16 protein-coding genes, 1 pseudogene and 1 riboswitch are annotated in these 20,971 nt (G+C 68.5%); of the genes and pseudogenes, 6 read left to right on the forward strand and 11 right to left on the reverse strand.

The genetic code is table 11. From position 1 onward, the window contains the following. Positions 1-459: 459 nt before the first annotated feature. On the forward strand, positions 460-2,115 hold the full coding sequence (locus LC068_RS10685; RefSeq protein ID WP_226637108.1) for a M28 family metallopeptidase: 1,656 nt from the start codon (positions 460-462) through the stop codon (positions 2,113-2,115). A gap of 86 nt (positions 2,116-2,201) precedes the next feature. Further along, the gene (locus LC068_RS10690) at positions 2,202-3,806 is read left to right on the forward strand and encodes a M28 family peptidase (RefSeq protein WP_226637109.1); all 1,605 of its coding nucleotides are present in this window, start codon (positions 2,202-2,204) and stop codon (positions 3,804-3,806) included. On the opposite strand, the gene LC068_RS10695 is transcribed toward LC068_RS10690, so the two are convergent. From LC068_RS10695 to LC068_RS10715, 5 genes are all read right to left on the reverse strand, one after another. Then, on the reverse strand, positions 3,759-4,976 hold the full coding sequence (locus LC068_RS10695; protein WP_226637110.1) for a hypothetical protein: 1,218 nt from the start codon (positions 4,974-4,976) through the stop codon (positions 3,759-3,761). The genes LC068_RS10690 and LC068_RS10695 overlap by 48 nt on opposite strands. Beyond that, positions 4,976-6,172 (reverse strand): cystathionine gamma-synthase, encoded by a 1,197-nt coding sequence (gene metB, locus LC068_RS10700; RefSeq protein ID WP_226637111.1) that lies wholly within the window; start codon positions 6,170-6,172, stop codon positions 4,976-4,978. Before metB ends, LC068_RS10695 begins: the two co-directional genes overlap by 1 nt. After that, positions 6,169-7,200: a homoserine O-succinyltransferase MetX gene (gene metX / locus LC068_RS10705; protein ID WP_226637112.1), complete on the reverse strand. Its 1,032-nt coding sequence runs from the start codon at positions 7,198-7,200 to the stop codon at positions 6,169-6,171. The genes metB and metX overlap by 4 nt, the downstream gene beginning before the upstream one ends. Positions 7,201-7,259: 59 nt before the next feature. Continuing rightward, a riboswitch (SAM riboswitch) is annotated at positions 7,260-7,391 on the reverse strand. 43 nt (positions 7,392-7,434) lie between these two features. Beyond that, the gene (locus LC068_RS10710; RefSeq protein WP_226637113.1) at positions 7,435-8,418 is read right to left on the reverse strand and encodes a DUF6607 family protein; all 984 of its coding nucleotides are present in this window, start codon (positions 8,416-8,418) and stop codon (positions 7,435-7,437) included. 47 nt (positions 8,419-8,465) lie between these two features. After that, positions 8,466-10,697, reverse strand: coding sequence for a TonB-dependent hemoglobin/transferrin/lactoferrin family receptor (locus LC068_RS10715; RefSeq protein WP_226637116.1), 2,232 nt, complete (start codon positions 10,695-10,697; stop codon positions 8,466-8,468). Positions 10,698-10,815: 118 nt separating this feature from the next. Here LC068_RS10715 and LC068_RS10720 point away from each other — a divergent pair, with 118 nt between their 5' ends. Beyond that, entirely contained in the window at positions 10,816-11,271 is a 456-nt protein-coding gene (locus LC068_RS10720) for a hypothetical protein (protein ID WP_226637119.1), read from the forward strand. Here the strand turns inward: LC068_RS10720 and ychF are convergent. Beyond that, positions 11,268-12,362, reverse strand: coding sequence for a redox-regulated ATPase YchF (gene ychF / locus LC068_RS10725; RefSeq protein ID WP_209120624.1), 1,095 nt, complete (start codon positions 12,360-12,362; stop codon positions 11,268-11,270). The two genes, LC068_RS10720 and ychF, sit on opposite strands and share 4 nt — an antisense overlap. Positions 12,363-12,441: 79 nt before the next feature. Next, the gene (locus tag LC068_RS10730) at positions 12,442-12,873 is read right to left on the reverse strand and encodes a copper chaperone PCu(A)C (RefSeq protein WP_226637121.1); all 432 of its coding nucleotides are present in this window, start codon (positions 12,871-12,873) and stop codon (positions 12,442-12,444) included. Between the two features lie 168 nt (positions 12,874-13,041). Here LC068_RS10730 and LC068_RS10735 point away from each other — a divergent pair, with 168 nt between their 5' ends. Then, positions 13,042-14,469 carry a DUF4139 domain-containing protein gene (locus LC068_RS10735; RefSeq protein ID WP_226637123.1) on the forward strand — a complete coding sequence of 476 codons (1,428 nt, stop codon included), beginning with the start codon at positions 13,042-13,044 and terminating at the stop codon, positions 14,467-14,469. A 5-nt stretch (positions 14,470-14,474) separates the two neighbouring features. Beyond that, positions 14,475-16,130, forward strand: a complete 1,656-nt coding sequence (locus tag LC068_RS10740; protein WP_226637125.1) for a DUF4139 domain-containing protein — start codon at positions 14,475-14,477, stop codon at positions 16,128-16,130. A gap of 3 nt (positions 16,131-16,133) precedes the next feature. Here LC068_RS10740 and pth read toward each other — a convergent pair whose 3' ends face one another. The 4 genes and pseudogenes from pth to LC068_RS10760 all read right to left on the reverse strand — a co-directional run bounded on the left by pth (position 16,134) and on the right by LC068_RS10760 (position 19,815). After that, complete coding sequence (pth, locus tag LC068_RS10745; RefSeq protein ID WP_226637128.1) at positions 16,134-16,742, reverse strand: aminoacyl-tRNA hydrolase; 609 nt, start codon at positions 16,740-16,742, stop codon at positions 16,134-16,136. Between the two features lie 164 nt (positions 16,743-16,906). Then, a pseudogene (locus LC068_RS10750) lies at positions 16,907-17,521 on the reverse strand (50S ribosomal protein L25/general stress protein Ctc); the annotation flags it as partial. 151 nt (positions 17,522-17,672) lie between these two features. After that, positions 17,673-18,785 (reverse strand): hypothetical protein, encoded by a 1,113-nt coding sequence (locus LC068_RS10755; RefSeq protein ID WP_226637133.1) that lies wholly within the window; start codon positions 18,783-18,785, stop codon positions 17,673-17,675. Positions 18,786-18,879: 94 nt separating this feature from the next. Beyond that, positions 18,880-19,815 carry a ribose-phosphate pyrophosphokinase gene (locus tag LC068_RS10760; RefSeq protein ID WP_209120575.1) on the reverse strand — a complete coding sequence of 312 codons (936 nt, stop codon included), beginning with the start codon at positions 19,813-19,815 and terminating at the stop codon, positions 18,880-18,882. Between the two features lie 227 nt (positions 19,816-20,042). On the opposite strand from LC068_RS10760, the gene LC068_RS10765 reads away from it, so the two are divergent. Beyond that, positions 20,043-20,903 carry an outer membrane protein assembly factor BamD gene (locus LC068_RS10765; protein WP_226637135.1) on the forward strand — a complete coding sequence of 287 codons (861 nt, stop codon included), beginning with the start codon at positions 20,043-20,045 and terminating at the stop codon, positions 20,901-20,903. The last annotated feature ends 68 nt before the right edge of the window (positions 20,904-20,971 follow it).

Here is a 20,971-nt window from a genome sequence, read left to right on the forward strand (position 1 = left end):
CTCCCCGTCTCCGTCGCAGGAGAGGCGCCTCGGGACCCAGGCACTGAAGCGGCGGCGGGGGCCGGTCGAGCGGGACTGCCCGGGGCGAAACCCCGGGGTCCGGGGCGTTTCTGGGCGCTCCGCCCGTCGCGGGCCGAGAGACTGGGACCTGCTGTCGAACCGGGACAGGCGAGGTCGGGACCGCAAGCTTTTCGGCGCCCCGACTCCCGGCTGAAGAGACAGTCCCCCCAGGCGCTCGCGTGAACCGACCGGGGCGGCGCAAAGGTCAGGTGCCGAAAATTCACACAGCGCCCGTAACGCGAAAGCAGGGCGCATACGGTTCCGGGCCCCCGGCCCGTGCGCCGCCCGCCTCTCCATCTCCTCTGCCTGCCGGGCAAGAGGCGCTTTCGGCTGCCTTGCCGGTTGCGTCAGCGGGGCAAGACGATAGGGTCCACTCCCGGTTTCACGAGAGGGTCGTTCATGCGTCTGCTGTCCAAGCTCAGTGTTCTGGCCGCGGGAGCGGCGCTGGCCGCCTGCGCCTCCATGCCGATGGGGGGCACGCCCGCCCGCATCGATCCGGACCGGCTGTCCGCCCACGTGCAGGCGCTGTCGGACGACAGCTTCGAGGGCCGCGGCATCGCCACCCCGGCCGAGGACAAGGTCATCGCCTATCTGTCCGAGGCCTTTGCCGATGCGGGCTTCGAGCCCGGCGGCGAGAACGGCGGCTGGACCCAGGCCGTGACCCTGCGCCGCTTCGCCGTCAGCGATGTCAGCGCGTCCTTCAGTGACGACGGCGAAAGCCGCGCCCTGACCCAGGGCGACCAGATCGTCATCTCGACCCGCCGTCCGGCCGATCAGGTGCGTCTCGACGACCTGCCTCTCGTGTTCGTCGGCTATGGCACCACGGCGCCCGAGCGGAACTGGGACGACTTCAAGGACGTCGATGTGCGCGGCAAGGTGATCGTCGTGCTGGTCAATGACGCCGACTATGAACAGCCCGAGCTGAACACCTTCAACGGCCGGGCCATGACCTACTACGGCCGCTGGACCTACAAATATGAAGAGGCCGCCCGCCGCGGCGCCGCCGGCGTGCTGGTCGTGCACGAAACCGCCCCGGCCTCCTACGGCTGGACGACCGTCAAGAATTCCTGGACGGGCCCGCAGTTCGACATCGTGCGCGAGAATGCGGCGGCCGAGCGCGTGCCGCTTGAGGGCTGGATCCAGCGCGATGTCGCCGTCGACCTGTTCACCCGCGCCGGCCTCGATTTCGAGGCGCTGAAGGTCGCGGCCCGCAGCCGGGACTTCCGCCCCGTCGTGCTGGAGGGCCAGACCCTCGACGCCAGCTACAGCGTCGCCACCAGCCAGATCGAAACCCACAATGTCGTCGCCCGCCTGCCGGGCACCACCCATCCGGACGAGACCATCCTCTACACCGGCCACTGGGATCACATCGGCATGGGCGACCCGGACGCCAACGGCGATCGCATCTTCAACGGCGCGGTCGACAATGCCTCGGGCATCGCCGGCCTGATCGAGCTGGCCCGCGTGTTCGGCTCGGGGCCGCGCCCGGAACGGTCGATAGTCATCATCGCCTTCACGGCCGAGGAAAGCGGTCTGCTGGGCTCGGAATTCTACGCCGCCAATCCGCTCTATCCGCTGGAGACCACGGTGGCCGGCTTCAACCTCGACGCCATGAACGTCTATGGGCGCCTGTCGGGCCTGGGCGTCACCGGCTATGGCCAGTCCATGCTCGACGAACGGCTGGAAGCGGCTGCCGCAACCCAGGGCCGGGTGATCGTGCCCGACACCAACAATGCCGCCGGCACCTATTTCCGTTCGGATCACTTCCCGCTGGCCAAGCGCGGGGTGCCGATGGCCTATCCCAAGGGCTCGGGCGACTTCCGCGACGAACCGGTCGCCGAGCGTCAGGCGCTGCGCGACGAATACGGCGCCCGCCGCTATCACCAGGCCGCCGACGAATGGCTGCCCGGCATGGACTTCCGCGGCGCCGCCGAAGATCTGGAGGTCGTCTATGCCGTCGGAATGGCGCTCGCCAACAGCCGCGACTGGCCCGAGTGGAAGCCGGGCTCCGAGTTCGGTCCGGTGCGTGAGGAAAGCGCCGCCGCCCGGCGCTGAAACTCCGGCGCCACATGACGAAAACTTAATGGGCGCACCCCGGGCTCCGGCTTAAGGTGCGCCCGAAATTGTTCCGGGAGTCCCTCATGTTCCGTCGCCTTCTGGGTGGTGTCGCCGCCGCCGCCGTTCTCCTGTCCGCGGGCGCCGTCGCCGCGCAGGACATCTCGGCCCAGCGCCTGTCCGACCACATCCGCGTGCTGGCCGACGACAGCTTCCAGGGCCGCGTCCCCGGCGAGGTTGGCGAGAAGCTGACCCTCGACTATCTCCAGGCCCAGTACGAGGCCATGGGCCTGCAGCCGGGTGGCCCGGACGGTCAGTGGCTCCAGCCCGTGACCCTCTATCGCTTCACGCCCGCCCGTGACGCGGTCGCCAGCTGGACCGGCCCCGATGGGGTCAGCCATGCCCTGACCGGCGCCGACCTGCAGCTGCGCTCCTCGAACGACAGCGGTCGGGTCGAGATCAGCGACGCCCCGGTCGTCTTCGCCGGCTATGGCATCACGGCGCCTGAGCGCGGCTGGGACGACTATGGCGACGTCGATGTGACCGGCAAGGTCGTCATCGTGCTGGCCGGGGAGCCCGAGGGCGAGCTGTTCCGGGGCGAGTACAACTCGGCCTATTCCAGCAGCGGCTACAAGAAGATGGAGGCTCTTCGCCGCGGTGCCGTGGGCGTCATTACGCTCGAGCTGGACCCCGCCATGTGGCAGCGGATCGCCGCCCGCCCGGCCCGCACCCGCACCACGACCCAGGGCCTCGACCCCATCCCGTTCACGGGCACTGTCGGTCCGCAGACGGCCATGGCGTGGGGCACGGCCGCCGGCGTCGATCACGGCGCGATGGCAACCGTCGATACCGGTCGCTTCAAGGCGGTCGAGCTGACCGGCGTGCGCCTCAACGTCGACATCGAGGAAGCCCGTGAAGAGATCCACACCTACAATCTGCTGGCCAAGATCGAGGGCTCCGAGCGCCCGGATGAGGTCGTGATCTTCTCGGCCCACTGGGACCACGTCGGCGTGGCCGCCCCCGACGCGCACGGCGACACCGTCTTCAACGGCGCCTGGGACAATGCCTCGGGCACCTCCGGCATTCTCGAGCTGGCGCGCGCCTTCTCGGTTTCGCCCCAGCCCGAGCGTACCGTGGTCTTCGCCCATATGGCGGCCGAGGAAATGGGCCTGCTGGGCGCCTGGGCCTATTCGGTCAACCCGGTCTATCCGCTGGAGACGACCGTGGCCGACCTGAACATCGACATGCTGCCGCTCAGCGGTCCGACGCGCGACTTCGCCATCTTCGGCAAGGGCCAGAACACGCTGGAAGACGACCTCGCCGTCCTCGCCGAGGCCGAGGGCCGCTATGTCACCGACGACCGCGAGCCGGAGCAGAACTACTATTTCCGCTCCGACCACTTCCCCTTCGCCCGCTCGGGCGTGCCGGCCCTGATGCCCTGGCACGGCGTTGATCTGGACGAGGGCGGGATCGAGGTCGGCCTGCCGGAATATCAGGCCCTGTTCTCGCGCGACTATCACAAGCGCAGCGACGAATGGCGTGAGGATTACGACCTGCGCTCGGCGGTCGAGAACCTGACCCTGATGTACCGCCTCGCCTGGGACCTGGCCAACTCGGACCGCTGGCCGACGTGGAAGGCGGACTCAGAGTTCGTCGCCACCCGCGCCCGCTCCGACGCGGCTCGCCAATAGGTCGCCCAGGTCGGCCCACACGCTCTCGGCGGTGGGCCGGCGCCCGGCGCCCAGCCCGGTCTGCGTCAGGGTCCGGCCGTCGGCCAGCGTCACCCGGATGGCGTTGCCTGCATCGGCCAGACCGGCAAATAGCGGGTCGGCTCCGACCGGCGACAGGGTGATCCGTCCCCCGGCACAGTCGGCGACCGCCAGCTGCCGCACGGCTTGTCCCGTCGGCCTGAAGCCTTCGCCCAGCGCCTCGACCCGCTCCGGCCCCGTCGCCCCCGGCCCGAACGCCGCCCGCGCCAGCAGGAACAGCTTGGCCGCCGCATCGCGCCCGGTCAGGTCCGCCGTCGGGTCTGCCTCGGCCAGTCCCGCGGCCTGCGCCTCGGCCAGCGCCAGGTCGAACGGCACACCCTCCGACAGCCGGTTCAACAGGAAGTTGACCGTGCCGTTCAGCACCGCCTCGATCCGCCGGACCGGCCCCAGCGCCTGCGCCTGCCGCACAGTCTCCAGCATGGGCACTCCGCCACCGACCGCCGCCGAATAGCGAAGCGTCGCGCCGGTCGCCGCCGCCAGACCGGCCAGCCCGTCGAGATCCGTGGCCACCGCCTGCTTCGAGGCACTGACGACATGCACCCCCCGCGACAGGGCCGCCCGGATCAGGCTCAGCGAAACCGCGGCGTCCGACAGGGTGTCGACCACCACATCGGGCTCCCGCGCCAGCAGGGCCGCCGGATCGGTGACCACCAGCTCGGGTGCCGGCTCGGGCGTTCGCCCCTTGACCGGGTCGCGCACCAGCACCCCGACCAGTGCGATGTCGGGTCGGTCCAGCAGGCGGGGCAGAACCCCTCCGCCCACCACGCCACATCCGGCCAGCGCCACGCGCAGCGGTCCGCCGTGGCCGGGCAGGGGGCCGAGCGGCGACAGGCTCAGGTCCGCCGGACCGTCCAGCAGGCGTAGGGTCAGCTCCGGCGAAGGGGCCAGGCCGATGTCCCGCAAGGCTTGCTCCAGCCGGGCGAGGGCATCGGCTCCGCCGGCGACCTGGACGGCAACCGCCCGACCTTCGCGGCGATGGCGATAGACCAGCCCGGCCCCGTCCCGGGCCTGATCCGGCGTAACGGCCCGAAGGCACAGGATGACCGGCGGAAGCGTCCGTTCCGCGGCAGCCAGAAGCGAAAGGGCGGTCATCAGGCGGCCTCCTGCGCGGGACAGACGAGGGTCGCCGCGCGGGCGAGTCCGTTGGCCAGCTCGGCGCGGAGGTCCTCGACATGCTCCAGCCCGATCGACAGCCGCAGCAGGCCGTCGCTGATCCCCGCCGTGGCGCGCGCCTCCGGCGTCATGGCCGCGTGGGTCATGCCGGCCGGGTGGGCGATCAGGCTCTCGACCCCGCCCAGCGATTCCGCGAGCGTGAACACCTCCAGCCCGTCGACGAAGGCCCGGGCGGCGTCGCGGCCTCCTTCCAGTTCGACGCTCAGCATGGCGCCGAACCCGGCCTGCTGCCGCCGGGCGATCTCGTGGCCCGGATGGTTCGCCAGACCCGGATAGTGCACAGCTCGCACACCCGGCTGACGCACCAGCCATTCGGCGAGGTCGCCTGCGGTGGCCTGCTGCCGCTCGATCCGCACGAACAGGGTGCGCAGGCCCCGGAGCGTCAGCCAGGAGTCGAACGGTGCCCCGGTCGTACCCAGACAGTTCGCCCACCACGCCAGGGTCTCGTGGTCCTCAAGGGTGGCGCTGATCACAGCGCCCCCGACCACATCGGAATGGCCATTGACGAATTTGGTCGTCGAATGGATCACCCAGTCTGCCCCCGATGCGATCGGCTGCTGCAGGGCCGGGGACAGGAAGGTGTTGTCGACCGCGACCTTGGCCCCGACGGCGTGAGAGGCCGCGCACACAGCCTCGATGTCGGTCAGGCGCATCAGGGGATTCGACGGGGTCTCGACCAGCACCAGCCGGGGGCGGCGCTGGAGGGCAGCCGCAAGCGCGGCGGGATCTGTCTGGTCGACAAAGGCGACCTCGAAATGGCCCTTGCCGGCCCGGGCGTTCAGCAGCCGGTGAGTGCCGCCATAGCCGTCATGGGGCGCAACGATCAGGTCGCCGGGCGAGAGCGGGGCCAGCACCAGATCGACGGCGGCCATGCCGCTGGAGGTGACGACTGTCCCGGCCCCGCCCTCCAGCGCGGTCAGGGCCTCGCCCAGCAGGTCCCGGGTCGGGTTGCCCGACCGGCTGTAGTCATAGCGGCGTTTCCCCTCCAGCCCGTCGAAGCTGTAGTTCGAGCTGAGGTGCAGGGGCGGCATGACGGCGCCATGGGCCGGGTCCCGATCAATGCCGACGCGGGCGAGGCGGGTGGCGAGGTCGCGGGGAGAGGCAAGGCGGGTCATGCGGCAAGTCCGGAAAGACAACAGGAAACGGTGAGCGGAGCGGGCAGGGCGCGGGCGATGACGTCAGCCACGATCGCGTCTTCCTTCAGGAAGCCGTCATGGCCGTAGAGCGACGGGGCGCGGACGAAGGCGCGGAGATCCGGCAGGCGCGCGGCCAGCTCCTCCAGTGCCGAGATCGGCACCAGGGTGTCGGAGGTGAAGCCCAGCAGGGTCGTCGGCACGGCGACGTCCTCGGGCACGATCCGGTGCCGGTCGAGCGAGTCCGACAGGCTGATCCAGCGACCCGCCGACATGTGCGGCACATAGGCCCGGCCGCGCGCCTTCAGATAGTCGCAGACCGCATAGGGTCCGCCCGCCTGTTCCGGCACTGTGGGATCGTCGAACCGGGCGGCGAACTCGCCGGGGGTGCGATAGGTGGTCATGGCCAGCTCGCGGGCCAGCGCCACGGCCTCTCCCGGACGGCCGGTCTCCAACCCAAGCGCCAGAATGCGCCGCTGGATGCCACGCAGGGCCGTGGCCCCGGGCGAGGCGCGATGCGGGGCCGAGATGGCCAGAAGGTGTATCACGCGCTCGGGGAACAGGCTGGCGAAGGCGAGGCCCACCATCCCGCCATAGGAGGCGCCGACGAAGGCTTGCAACTGCGCAATGCCGAGATGATCGAGCGCGATGGCGAGCGCCCGGGCCTGATCGGCAGGGGTGAGGGTGCGGATGTCCGTTTCGGCCTTGCCGGGCAGGAGGTCGACGCCCAGCACCTGCACGTGATCGAGGTCGACCGGCCCGCCGGGACGGACGATGCGCGACCACCAGGCCGCCCGGCCATCGCCGATGTCGGCCACCCGGCGGTCCGAGGAGATGCCGCCCAGCACGGCAACGACCGGCGCGCCCTGCGGTCCGAACAGCCGGCCCTTCAGACGCGCTTCCTCCAGCGGCCTGCCGTCGGCGAGGCAGAAGCCGTCGAGCGGAACGATCACGTCCCGCCAGTCGATCGATGAAGTCCGGTTTGAAACCATGCCACGCGCTCCGCTCATCGAGCACTCATGCGTGGATCGACCCGTGAAACGTCAGAACCCCGGAGGGGCCGTCGCTTCACTCATCTCTCGCGGACCCGGTCGTGAGACCGATGCCCTCGCAGGAGTTGGCACCATCTCGCGAAGAGGGTCTCTTCGCGAAGGTTGCCCCGGCGTCAAAGGGCCTATCCCTCGACCGGTCTTGATGAGTGACTTAAGCGTGCCGACGGGCCGTGGGTCCGTCAAGCGGAAAAATCAATGGCTACCGGAGGTGGCATCCATGATCACGGTGCGGGCTTCGGCGAGGGCCGCCTCGGTCGTCAGCTCGCCCTCGTGAATCTGCTCGGCCAGACCCATCAGCGTCGGGCCGGTGACGGCGCCGAAGTTCGGCTCTTCCTGAACGTGGATGCCGCCGTCGCGGGCGATCACCTCGTCCCACAGGCCGCGCACGCCCGCCCAGAACTGCTGGGTGTCCGCCCAGTAACGCTCGCCGGGCGTGGCGTCATAGCCGTCCCAGCGGCGATAGGTGTTGACCACATCCTCGTGCACGATGACCTGGGCCTCGCCCTCGTCGCCCTGCGCACCGGACACCTTGAGGTTGTCCTGAATGTGCACCCAGCCGAAAGGGGTCAGGGCATGGCGGTTGTTGGCGAGGTAGCGGTCATAGACGGGATCCCGCACGGCATCGCGCCGGGCCAGTGGCCGAAGCGTGGGCGACGACGCCCACTCGGTCAGGCCATTGTCGTAGTGCCAGATGCCGACGCCGCCATATCGGGGCGAATCGTCAGTCTGCCACACCGTCTGCGACCAGGCGCCCTTGCGCTGGTCGGCGGGCACGGGGGTCAGTCGCCATTCATTGGGGCCCACATAGGTCAGCACCGTTTCCGGCTCATAGACCCAGTCCTGGCGCCAGTGCTTGATGACGGTGACCTGATCGTTGTGCTCCATGACCAGAATGTGCTGCAGGCTGATGCGCGTGCCGTCGTCATAGACGACGCGGACGATCTCGTTGCCCCCCGACAGTTTCTCGTCCAGCGGCTCGTAGCCGTCGACGAAGGGCACGGTCTCGCGCATGTCGAAACGCACGCGATACTGGCCGGCCTGGGCCAGGATCGACTGGCGATCCCGCTCGAAGCGCGCCTGCTCTGACATCTGCGCCTGCGCGTGGGCAGCAACGGGCAGGATCGCGACGGGCAGGGCAGTGCCCAGAAGCAGGGCAGCGGCGAGGGCGGCACGCATGGGGCGCATCTCCATAATGAAAGTCATTCGCATTATCGCGTCCCGGCTCACAGACGCAAGGTCAGGGAGAGGGAAACATTCCGTCCGGGCTGGGTGTAGGCGTCGAGGACACTCGAACTGGCCGACAGGCCCGAGATGTCGCTCCACCAGGCGTAGGTCTCGTCGAACAGGTTGAAGACCCCGACCCGCGCGGTGACCGTGTCGGTTACGTTCCAGTAGGCCGTGACATCCACCAGGGTGAAGCTGTCGCCGACATAGCAGTCGGGCGAGCAGGTCAGGCCGGTGGTGTCGGCGCCGTCCTTGGCCTCGGACCAGGTGACGATGGCCTGACCGCCAAAGCGACCCGAGGGCGCATCCCAGCCCGTTCCGGCGACGATCTCGAGCGGATCGATGGTGGGCAGGGCCGTGGTCGCACCCGCCGTGGTCTGATCTCCTTCCGCCCAGGCGGCGGACAGGCGGGCACTGACGCCATTGTCCCAGTGAGCGTCGCCACGGAGCTCCAGCCCCTTCACCTCGACGTCGGTGAAGTTGACGTACTGGAAGACCGCCGGGTCGGTCGGGGTGAAGGAGCCCGACACCACCTGCTGGCTGATGAAGTCCTCATAGTCGGCCTGGAAGGCGACGGCCTGCATCGCCAGCCGACCGCCCCCGGCCACCGGAACCTCGCGCAGGCGCAGGCCTGCCTCGAGGCTCCGGCTGGTCTCCGGCTTCAGGTCGGGATTGGGCGCCGACACATAGCCGAAGGCCAGATTGCCGAAGGCGCTGTTCACCTGCGACGGGGTGGGGGCCTTGAAGCCCTCGGACCAGGACCCGAACAGGCCAAAGGTATCAGTCGCCCACCAGACCACGCCCAGCTTGGGCGACAGATGGCTGTCTTCCTGATCGGCCTTCGTCCCGGTGAAGAGGGGATCGTCGGCCGTCGACAGCTCGTAGCGGTCATACCGCAGGGCCGGGATGAGGCGCAGCGAGCCGTCCCCCAGCAGGATCTCGTCCTGAATGAACAGACCGCTCAGGGTGTAGTCGGTGCGCGGGAAGGGGCTGGAGGGAAAGGTCTCGCCGAACGGTGGGACCGTGCCGTCCCGCACACCCTGCTGGGTGGTCTCTGACCAGTCGCCACCAAAGGTCAGGCGGTGCTCCAGGCCTCCCGCCCGCAAGGCGCGTTGACCCTGGGCCGACAGACCCATGACCTCGTTGTCGAAAGTGTTGTCGCGGGTGCGATCGGCCGCCGGCTCGCGATCCTCGAAGGTGAACTGGCGGGTGTCGGCGTCCTGCCAATAGGCGGTCACCGACGCCTGATCGAGGCCGGGGAGTGCTTCGGCGGTCCAGTTGAGGCTGACGCGTTGACGCGAGGTCTCGTCCTCGGCGCGCAGGTCCAGCACGCTGGCGCTGCGGCCCGTCAGGACATTGGCGTCGGTATCGGCGTCATAGGTCTCCCACGTCAGGCCGAGGCGATGGCCGGGCGCGGCCTGCCAGACCAGCTTGGCCAGCAGGGCATCGGACTGCATGGACTGGGGATTGGGTTCGGTGCGCGCGGCGCCTTCGCCGCCAACCGTGCCCTGGTTCTCGGTCTCGGACGCCTCGCGCCGGGTCCAGGCCAGCAGGCCGGACACCGGTCCCTGACGGCCCGCGAACGACAGGCCGGTCGCCAGGCTGTCGTCGGCCGAGCCATAGGCGACGCGCGCCCGGGCGGTCCAGTCGCGGTCGGCGCCCAGCATGTCGACCGGGTCCTTGGTGGTGAAGGCCACCGCACCCGCGACCCCGTCAGATCCGTAGAGAGCCGAAGCCGGTCCCCGCAGGATCTCGACCGACTTCATCAGATCGAGGTCCGAATAGCCGCCACGCCCGACGCTCTGCGGACCAAAGGCATAGCCGTCGGGGGTGCGCACCCCGTCGACCACCATCAGTACCCGATCTCCGCCGAGCCCGCGGATGGTGAAGCCGGAGTTGCCGTCGCGGCCGGTGGAGCCCAGCGCCGCGCCAAACCGGGAGGGCTGGGTCGGGACGCTGACGCCCGGCTCGAAGCGGACCAGGTCCTTGATGTCTGTGTAGAGGTTCTGCTCGATCTCGCGCGCGGTGATCACGGTCACCGTGGCCGGGGCATCGTCGACCCGGGTGGCGCTGCGGGTCGCCAGCACGGTGATCGGGTCGAGGACGGTGGGGTCCTCCGGATCGGCCGCCGCCTGCAGGCTGACAGCCCGAACGGCGGTCTGGGCCATGGCGGGAGCCGCCAGGGCAGTGACGCCGACGAGCGCGGTGGAGACGAGGAGGAAGGTACGCATGGTGTGCCCCGGGACAGTTACAGTGAAGGTGCCGGGCAATTACTGCGAACGATTATCAGAAGCAACCGCAATTGCGACTCGTTCTGAACTTGAGCTGGAGGTGGGACGTTGGGGGGCTATGAAACCGCTGATCCGCCTTGCCGCCCTCGCCAGTGTCGCCGCCCTCGCCGCCGCCTGCGGCGAGACGGATTCGATGGAAGGGGGACCCGTGACGCCGGACCCCGACGCGCCCCTTCCACCGGCTGATCCCGGTCCGCTCGAGCCGACCGGCCACGCGGAATTGCTGGGCGACTGGGCAGCCTATCCGTCATGGTGCAGCAACAGTTCAGGCGAGGAACGGCCGATCACCATCACGCTGGCGCGCTTCGAGGGCTATGAGAACAGCTGCGCCATTGAGCAGTCGCGGCCTCTGGCTGACGGCCACGAGCTCACCTTGCTGTGTGAAGCCGAGGGACAACAGACGCGCGAGACGGTCCGCGCCTCCGCCGACGGCGATCGGATGACCCTGGCCTATCCGGACCGCGACGGGGCGACCGTGGCCCTGACGCGCTGTCCGGCGGACCAGACCCCCTAGTTGAACAGGAAGTTCATCACGTCGCCGTCCTTGACGACGTAGGACTTGCCTTCCGCGCGCAGCTTGCCGGCTTCGCGGGCCTTGGCCTCGCCACGCAGGGCGACATAGTCGTCAAAGGCGATGGTCTCGGCGCGGATGAAGCCCTTTTCGAAATCCGTATGGATCACGCCCGCCGCCTGCGGAGCGGTGTCGCCGACATGGATCGTCCAGGCGCGGGCTTCCTTGGGTCCGACCGTGAAGTAGGACTGCAGCCCGAGCAGGCTGTAGGCTTCGCGGATCAAACGGTTCAGGCCCGGCTCGGCCAGACCCAGGGTCTCGAGGAACTCCAGCTGCTCGGCTTCGTCCAGGACGGCCAGTTCCGAATCGATCTTGGCCGAAATGACGACCGAGTTGGCCCCGTCCTTCGCGGCACGGGCGGCGACCAGATCGGACAGCTCATTGCCCTTGTCCGCCGAGCCCTCGTCGACGTTCGCGACATAGAGGGCAGGCAGGGCGGTCAGCAGCTGCAGCATGTCCCAGGCCTTGCGGTCCTCCTTGCTGATTTCGGCCGTGCGCGCGGGCTTGCCGGCGTGCAGTTGGGCGAGGGCCAGATCGACCAGCTTGAGGTTCAGCTGGCTTTCCTTGTCGCCGGCCTTGGCGCGCTTCTCCATCTGGACGCGGCGGCGCTCCAGGCTCTCCATGTCGGCCAGCATCAGCTCGGTCTCGATGATCTCGAGATCGGCGATCGGGTCGATGCGGTCCTCGACGTGGGTGATGTCGTCGTCGACGAAGCAGCGGGCGACGAAGGCGATGGCATCACAGTCGCGGATGTTGGCCAGAAACTGGTTGCCTAGGCCTTCACCCTTTGACGCGCCGCGGACCAGTCCGGCGATGTCCACGAAGGTGATGCGCGAGGGGATGATCTCCTTCGAGCCCGCGATCTCGGCCAGAACCTTCAGGCGCGGCTCGGGCACGGCCACATCGCCGGTGTTCGGCTCGATGGTGCAGAAGGGATAGTTGGCCGCCTGGGCCGCCGCCGTCTTGGTCAGGGCGTTGAACAGGGTGGACTTGCCGACGTTGGGCAGGCCGACGATCGCGACTTTCAGGGCCATGGAACTCTCTGGGGAACGGGTCGAGGCGAGGCTTTAGCTGCTCAGGGCCGGTTTGTCAGGGGCAAAGCCGGTCAACCGGTCAGGACAGGGGCGGGGTGCCGACCTGGGCGGTGACGGTCGCGGGGTCCGCCCGCTCGAAGGTGAGCACCAGATCGACCGTGTCGCCGGGCTTAAGCGGTGTGGTCACGCCCAGCAGCATGATGTGGTCACCTCCGGGCGCCAGTTCGGCGGGTTCATTCGCGCGAAGCGGCATGCCGTCCGGCATCTCCTCCATCGCCATCACGCCCCCCTCGGTCGATACCGCGTGGATCTGGGCCTCCGCCGCCGCGGACGTCGAGACGGCGACCAGGCGATCCTCCGTCGAGGCGGTCAGTGTCAGATAGCAGCCCGTCAGGTCGCGACCGTTGGGCGTGGGCCGGCAAACGGCGTCCGAGACCTCGACCGAAGGCACCGTCGTATTCTGGCAGGCGGCAAGGCCGAGGCAGGCCAGGGCCAGAAGGATAGGGCGCATGGGGGAACTCCGGTCCGCGACGATGCCGGGCGGAATGGACCCCGACCGACCGGCTTGCAAGCGCCACAGTGTCGCGACCGTCAGGAACGGACAGGGCGAACCTCTCGACAGCCTCGGCGGCCCGTGCCAGCGTGCCGCCCACAAGTCGCTGTTATCACGGAGTTCGCCATGTCGTTCCGCCCGGCTCAGATCAAACGGGGGCTTATGGGAGGGGCCTGTGCCTTCCTGCTGACGGCGACGGCTGTCGCGGCCCAGGAGCAGGTCGACAGTCGCCCCGGAGGTCCGGGCCGCGTCGCCATCACCATCTACAACCAGGACATCGCCCTCGTGGAGGATGTGCGCGACCTGAACATTCCGGACGGGCGGTCGCGGCAGGAGTTTCCCGGGGTCTCGGCCAGCATCCGGCCCGAGACGGTCGGCCTGAGCGGACGCGGCCTGTCGGTGGTCGAGCAGAATTTCGACTATGACCTGCTGACGCCGGACAAGCTGATGCAGAGCGCCGTGGGCGACACCATCGGCATCGTCCGCATCAATCCCGGCACGGGCCGCGAGACGACCGAACGGGCCCAGGTGCTGGCCGCCAATGAAGGCGTGGTGCTGCGCATCGGCGACCGGATCGAGGTGCTGCGCGATGACGGCGTGCCGACCCGCGTGATCTTTGACGAGGTGCCGGCCAACCTTCGCCCACGCCCGACGCTGAGCGTCACCCTGGATGCCGAAGGGGGCGGCCGTCGCGAGACGACGCTCAGCTATCTGACCAGCGGCCTGTCTTGGAAGGCGGACTATGTCGCCGAATACGACGAGCAGGGCGGCATGCTGGACCTGACCGGCTGGATCACCATTACCAACCGCTCGGGCGCGACCTTCAGCGAGGCGAGCACACGGGTGGTCGCGGGCGAGGTCAATCTGGTCAACGGCGGCGGCTATTACGGCGGTGGCCGGAGCGGCAACGGCTATGAGTTCTCGGACGGTGGGGAAGGGGTGGCGGACTATTACATCTATCCCCTGCCGGGCCGGGTGACCGTCGCCAACAACCAGAACAAGCAGGTCGGGTTGCTGGATGTGGCGGGCGTGCCCGCGACGAAGCGCTATCTGTTCCAGATGGGCGGCTTTGCGACGTACGAGCAACCCCGCTCGGCCGAGGTGGCGGTGCTGTTCCAGAACGGCCGCAGCTCGGGCGTCGGTCAGGCCCTGCCCGCCGGCGTGGTCCGGGTCTATGTGCGGGACGCCGGGGGCGAGCCCCGCTTTATCGGCGAGGACCAGATCGGCCACACGCCCGCCGGCTCGGACATCGCCATCACGACCGGTGACGCCTTCGACGTCACGGTCCAGCCGCGCCTGGTCAGCAATGAACGGGTGGCGCCGCGCATCCTGAACACGGAGCGCTCGCGCTACCGGATGGAATACACGGTGCGGAATGCCCGCAGCGAGCCGGTGGTGGTCGAGGTCCGTCAGAGTGGGCTGGGCCGCGACACCGAGATTCAGGACCAGAGCCTGGAGGGTGAGATGCGCGACGCCGGGACCATCGTCTGGCGTGTGCCTGTGCCCGCCAATGGTGAGACCGTGCTGACGGCCACGATCGAGACGGGCGGCTGATCGCCATGCGCGCCGGCGTCAGTCTGATCGCCATACTGGCCCTCTCGGGGCTGGCGGCGCCTGCGGCCCTGGCCCAGGCCGCCGCGCCGGTGGCCGTGGCCGAGCCCGCCATGGCTGTCTCGTCCGGTCCGGAGGCCGTGTCCGTCGTCATCTATCGCGACCGCCCTGTGAATACGGTCGAGCTGATGCGCCGCTCGCAACAGAGCTGGAGCCGGCTGGATCGCGAGGGCTTGGCCCTGATCGTCGAGACCCGCACCATCGATCTGCCTGCGGGCGAGGCGGTGATCCGCTTTGAAGGCGTGGCGGGCGGCATTGTCGGCCAGAGCGCCGTGCTGGAGGGCCTGCCGGCCGGGGTGATCGAGCGGAACACCGACTTTGACCTGCTGACGCCCGGCTCGCTGTTCGAGCGCTCGATCGGCGAGACGGTGCGAGTTGTACGAATCAACCCGGTCACGGGAAATGCCGAGGAACGTCCGGCCGTCATCCGGGCCGGGGCCAACGGCCCGGTGCTGGAGGTCGACGGCGGCTATGAGGCGCTCAGCTGTTCGGGCCTGACCCAGCAGGTGGTGTTCGATCGCGTGCCTGAGGGCCTGAGCGATCAACCCAGCCTGTCGGTGCGGACGCGCGCGGGCGAAGCGGGCCGCTATACGGTGACCCTGGCCTATCTGGCGACCGGGCTGCAGTGGTCCAGCGACTATGTGGCCGAACTGGCCCCGGACGGGCGCTCCATGACCCTGACCGGCTGGCTGACCCTGGCCAATTTCGGCAGCACCGGCTTTGTCGACGCCCCGGTGCAGGCCGTGGCCGGCAACCTCCGGACGGAATACGGCACGGTGCCGGTCGATGCCGTGCGACTGCCGCGCCGCGCTGGCTGCTGGCCGCAGGATACGACGACCGAGGGCGAAATGCCGGATTTCTATGGCGCCGATGATATTGTCGTCACCGGCTCCCGGGCGCTCGCGGATGCGCCCCCTCCGCCGGCTCCTCCGCCGCCTCCTCCGCCCCCGCCCCCTCCTCCACCGATGGCCGAGCAGGGCGAACTGGGCGACTACAAGATCTACACCCTGCCCGAGCGCACGACGGTCGCGGCCCGCCAGACCAAGCAAGTGCGGTTCCTCGAGCGTCGGGACGTGCCGGTCGAGCGGATCTACCGGATGCGGGTCTCTGCGCGCACCGACGGGCCGGCTTCACACGGTCCCTTTGAGACTGAAATCATCCTGAAGCTGGATAACGACCCGGGATCGGCTCTCGGGGTCGCGTTGCCCGGAGGCACATGGAGCCTGCGCCAGCAGCAAGAGGGCGGGGCGACCTTCTTCAGCGGCGAGGCCCGCAGCACGGACCGACCGGTAGGCCTGCCGGTTGAACTGCGGATCGGCCAGTCACCCAACGTCCGGGCGACCGTTCGCACAACCGACTATCGATCCAGCGTGGCCGACGAGATCACGACCACCCTCGTCACGGTCGAGGTGGTGGTGAGCAATGCGGGACGCGACCCCGCCATGGTCGAGATCGTCCCGCAGGACTACTACCGCCCGGGGTTCCTGATCATGGACGAGAGCCTCGCGAGCGCCATCAGCGAAAACGGCTATCCGGCCTGGACCGTGGCCCTGGCGCCGGGGGCCAGCGAAACCCTGACCTATACCTACCGGATCCGCTACTGACGCTCAGTCGCCGCCCTGGGCGGCCTGTCGGGGGCTAAATTTGGGCGCAGGGGCCAGGCGCAGCACCTCGCCCTGATAACGCTCATCCTGACCGTCCAGAAGAAAGGGAAGGGCGTCCGCGCAGGCGTTCAGCAGGGCGTCCCGCCACGGGTATTCGGCCTTGTGAAAATCGCCCAGCACATGGGGCATGACCAGCTGGGGCTGGCCGGGATGGCCGATGCCCATGCGCGCCCGGCGGAAGTCCGCGCCCAGATGCGCGATCAACGAGCGGATGCCGTTCTGGCCCGCAGCCCCGCCCCCGGTCTTCATGCGAAACCGGCCGGGCGCCAGATCGATCTCGTCGTGAAAGACCACGATGTTTGCCGGCGCGACCTTGAAGAAGCGCGCGGCCTCACCGACCGCGCGACCGCTTTCGTTCATATAGGTCTGGGGCTTCATCAGCAGGATCTTGTGGCCCTCGACCTCGCCATCGCGCACGATGGACTGGAACTTGGCCCGCTCGGGACCGAAGCGCCAGCGATCCGCGATCGCATCGACCGCCATGAAGCCGATGTTGTGCCGGTTGTTCTGATACTTCGGCCCGGGGTTGCCCAGGCCCGCCAGGATGATCATGGGCAGGGTCCAAAACGGTCGCGGCCCACTCCCTGAAGGGAATGGGCCGCGGGGTCAAATCATGCCGTGAAGCAGGAAGAGGATCAGCTCTCCGGGGTCTCTTCGGCGTCGCCTTCGTCGCTCTGGGCGGTGGCGGGCACTTCGTCGGCGGCCACTTCGGCTTCGGCCTCGGCGGCGGCTTCATCCGCAGCCTCGTCGGCGGCATCGGCCTTGGCAGCGGACGAGATCTTGATGGCCGCAACCATGAAGTCGCGGTCGCCGATCGCGGGCTCGACGCCCTTGGGCAGCTTGATGTCCGAGATACGGATGGTGTCGCCCATCTTGTGGCCGGCCAGGTCGACGACCAGTTCCTCGGGGATGTGGTCGGCGCGCACCGAGATTTCGACGGTGTGGCGAACGATTTCCAGCGAACCACCCTGACGGAAGGCGGCGCATTCGTCGTGGTTGATGAAGTGCACGGGCACCTCGATCTTGATCGTCTGCTTCTCGTCCACGCGCATCAGGTCGAAGTGCAGCGGACGGTCGCTGACCGGATCGAACTGGACGTCCTTGGCGATGACCGGCTGGGTTTCCTTGCCGTACTTCAGGGTCACCAGGTGGCCCAGCAGCTTGCCGGTGTACAGGTTCTTGCGGAAGTCCTTCTCGTTGACCGAGATGGCCACCGGGGCCTTGTCGCCACCGTACAGGACGCCGGGCACCGCGCCCGCACGACGGGCGGCGCGGGCGCTGCCGGTTCCGACGCCATCACGGACGTCAACGTTCAGAATGATCTCGGCCATCGGGCTCGCCTCAATAACACACGCCGCGCATCCACAGACAGCGCGCAGCGGGGATCGCATCCCTCGAATTCAAGAGCGCGGGCTATTACACGGATGCGACGCGCCGCGCAACCGGCTATCGCACCCGAAGGAACAGCCTGCGGCGGGGGCCTCAGGGGCGCCCGGGTGACGGGGCCTCGGACTGGGCGGTGTCGGCCGCAGCGGCCGCCGTGGCGGCGGGCACCGTGCTGATCGCGCTTTCGTCCAGGGCAAAGGCAGTGGTCGGCACGGTGGCCGGCATCGGACCCACGTTCTGGGCCGTGCAGGTGGCCAGATCGCTGACGATATGCTGCCCGATGCAGAAGATGTCCTCATAGTGCGGGCGGGCGGCCGCCAGACACTGGAACAGGTTCAGCTTCGACATATTGAAGCAGAACTCGCTGTTGGTCTCGACGACCAGGGCGTCCGTATAGGTGCGGAAGTCCTCGCCCCCCGCGCCCAGAGCTGCGAGCGCCGCAATCGCCAGCGAATTGATCACCGGCCGGGTGTAGGGCGGCTGGAGTTTGATCGGCGCCAGGTCCAGGCCCGAGCCCGCGTGGGCGGCCGTGAACAGCAGGGTGGCGTCCTCGGCCGACGGCAGCATTTCGACCGCCGAACGGGTCTTGGCACCCTCCAGGCGGGCGTCCCGGTCGTCGATCGGACGGATGGCCCAGCGACGGCGCGGATCCTCGCGCCCCTGAATGGTATAGGCGTCTTCCTTCACCGCTTCGGCGATGGTCGACAGGGCCGCGATGTCCTCGCCCAGGGTGCTGACGATCAGGCCGGCCGCCGCATCGGCGCCGGGCAGGGTCGCCGCATAGGCCGGGTCGGCGATGATGCGGTTGATGACCTCTTCGCGCTGCACCGGATCGGCGGCGTACTGGCGCACGCCGGCCACGAACTCGGGCGATTGCAGGGCCAGGATGGCGCCATAGGCGATCATGCCCCGCGACAGCTGGGCCGGCTCATAGGCCGAGCCGGTGCGGATGGCAGTCTGGATGGATTCAGCGTCGGGGAAGCCGGCGTGAATGGTGCCGACCTCGCGGATAAAGGCCACATAGATCGACGCGGCCTCGGACACGCCCTGGTTCAGGGCAAGTGCGGGCGGCGGCGGGGGAGGTGGCGGCGGAGGGGGCGGGGGCTCCGGTTCCGTGGCGGCACAGGCCGCGACCATGGCAAGGGCAGCGAGGGTGCCGCCTTTCAGCCCCAGCGACAGGGCGGTGGTGGACCGAAGGACTCGGGTCATGGAAAGGGCTTCCCCACTCAAGATACTCGGGCGGCACCGATGACAGCGCCGCGATCCGGTCTCTTATAACGCGGGACGAAGCGTTTTCCGACCGTTAATCGAACAGCTTGGAAACCGACTCCTCATTGGCGATTCGGCGGATTGCCTCGCCTATGAGGGGAGCGACCGACACCGTGCGGATCTTCTTGCAGGTCGCGACTTCGTGCGGTTGCTCGATGGAGTCGGTGATGACCAGCTCCTTGAGCGGGCCGTCGGTGACGCGTTGGACCGCCGGGCCCGACAGGACGCCGTGGCTGATATAGGCCGAGACCTCGGTCGCGCCCTGGTCGATCAGCGCCTTGGCCGCATTCACCAGCGTCCCGCCTGAGTCGACGATGTCATCGAACAGGATGCAGCGGCGCCCTTCGACGTCACCGATGATGTTCATCACCTCGCTCTCGCCGGCACGCGGCCGGCGCTTGTCGACGATGGCCAGGTCGACGTTCAGGCGGCTGGCCAGGGAGCGGGCCCGCACCACGCCGCCTACGTCGGGGGACACGATCATCAGGTCGTCGCCCCGGGCGTAGTTCTCGCGGATGTCCTGGGCCAGCACCGGGGTGGCGACCAGATTGTCCGTCGGAATGTCGAAGAAGCCCTGGATCTGGCCGGCGTGCAGATCCATCGTCAGGACCCGGTCGGCCCCCGCGCGGGTGATCAGATTGGCGACCAGCTTGGCCGAGATCGGGGTGCGGCCGCCGGTCTTCCGGTCCTGACGGGCATAGCCGAAGTAGGGCATGACGGCGGTGATCCGCTTGGCCGACGCCCGAACCAGGGCGTCCGTCATGATCAGCAGCTCCATCAGATTGTCGTTCGCCGGATAGCTGGTCGACTGAATGACGAAGACGTCCTCGCCCCGCACATTCTCCTCGATGACGGCAAAGACCTCATTGTCGGCAAAGCGTTTCACTTCCGTCCGCGTCAGCGGCATGTCGAGGTGGTCGCCGATGGCCCTGGACAGGGTCCTGTTGGCATTGCCGGACAGCAGCTTCATGGCCCGTCATCCTTTCGCCGTCATCGGATCGCCAATAGGGAGGAGAGGGGAGCGTCCGTGATGTGGGCGCTTCTTAACAGCGGGGCGTCACGCATCAAGCCGCATTCACACCTAATCCGGATCAATTCCGAGCGCGGGGTGCATGTGATTGGCGCTTGGGTTTCGCTGGTGTAGAGATCGCTTCGTCTTCCGAAGGGCCGCTCCGGCGCGCCCTCCGGCCGGTAACCATGGGGTCGCAATCAGTGCCTGTTTCCAAATTCCGCTCCGGTCTGATCCTGTCGACCGTCCTTGTGGCGTCGCTGACGGTGGCCGCCTGCAGCAACACGCGTGCGCGCCCCAAGCTGGCCTATGAGGAGCGTCCCGTGGAGATGCTCTACAACACCGGCTACGAGCGACTGGAGCGCCGGCGCTGGCGGGACGCCATCGACTATTTCCAGGAAGTGGAACGCCAGCACCCCTATTCGGAGTGGGCGCGGCATTCGATCCTGATGCAGATCTACGCCTATTATCAGAACGGCAACTACACCGAGGCGGTCGCGGCGTCGGACCGGTTCATCCAGCTGTTCCCGGGCAATCCCTCGGCGGCCTATGCCTATTACATGAAGGCAATCTGCTTCTTCGAGCAGATCACCGATGTGGGCCGTGAACAGGGCTATGCCGAAAACGCCCTGGCGGCGCTCAAGGATGTGGCCCGCCGCTATCCGGGCACGGCCTATGCCTCGGATGCCCTGGTCAAGATCGAGATGGTCAATGACCAGCTGGCCGGCAAGGAAATGGCCATCGGCCGCTACTATCAGCGGGCCCACCAGCCGCTGGCGGCCATGAACCGCTATCGCGTCGTGGTCGACAATCCCGACTTCCAGCGCACGTCGCACGCGCCCGAGGCCCTCTACCGTCTGGTCGAGGTCAACCTCGAGCTGGGTCTGAAGGATGAGGCGATCCGCAATGGCGCGGTGCTGGGCCACAACTTCCCGGGCAGCCCCTGGTACGCCGAGGCCTATACCCTGCTGACCCGTCAGGGCGACCGCCCCGAGGTCGAGCCCGAGGCGCGCCGCGAGGGCTGGCTGAGCCGCATCATTCCGGGCTGAGTGCCCGACCCCGCATCGTCAGTCCGGTCTGCGGCGCTATGATGTCGGCATGTCGAATCATCCTGACC

Source organism: Brevundimonas poindexterae, from assembly GCF_020524625.1.
Taxonomy (GTDB): domain Bacteria; phylum Pseudomonadota; class Alphaproteobacteria; order Caulobacterales; family Caulobacteraceae; genus Brevundimonas; species Brevundimonas poindexterae_A.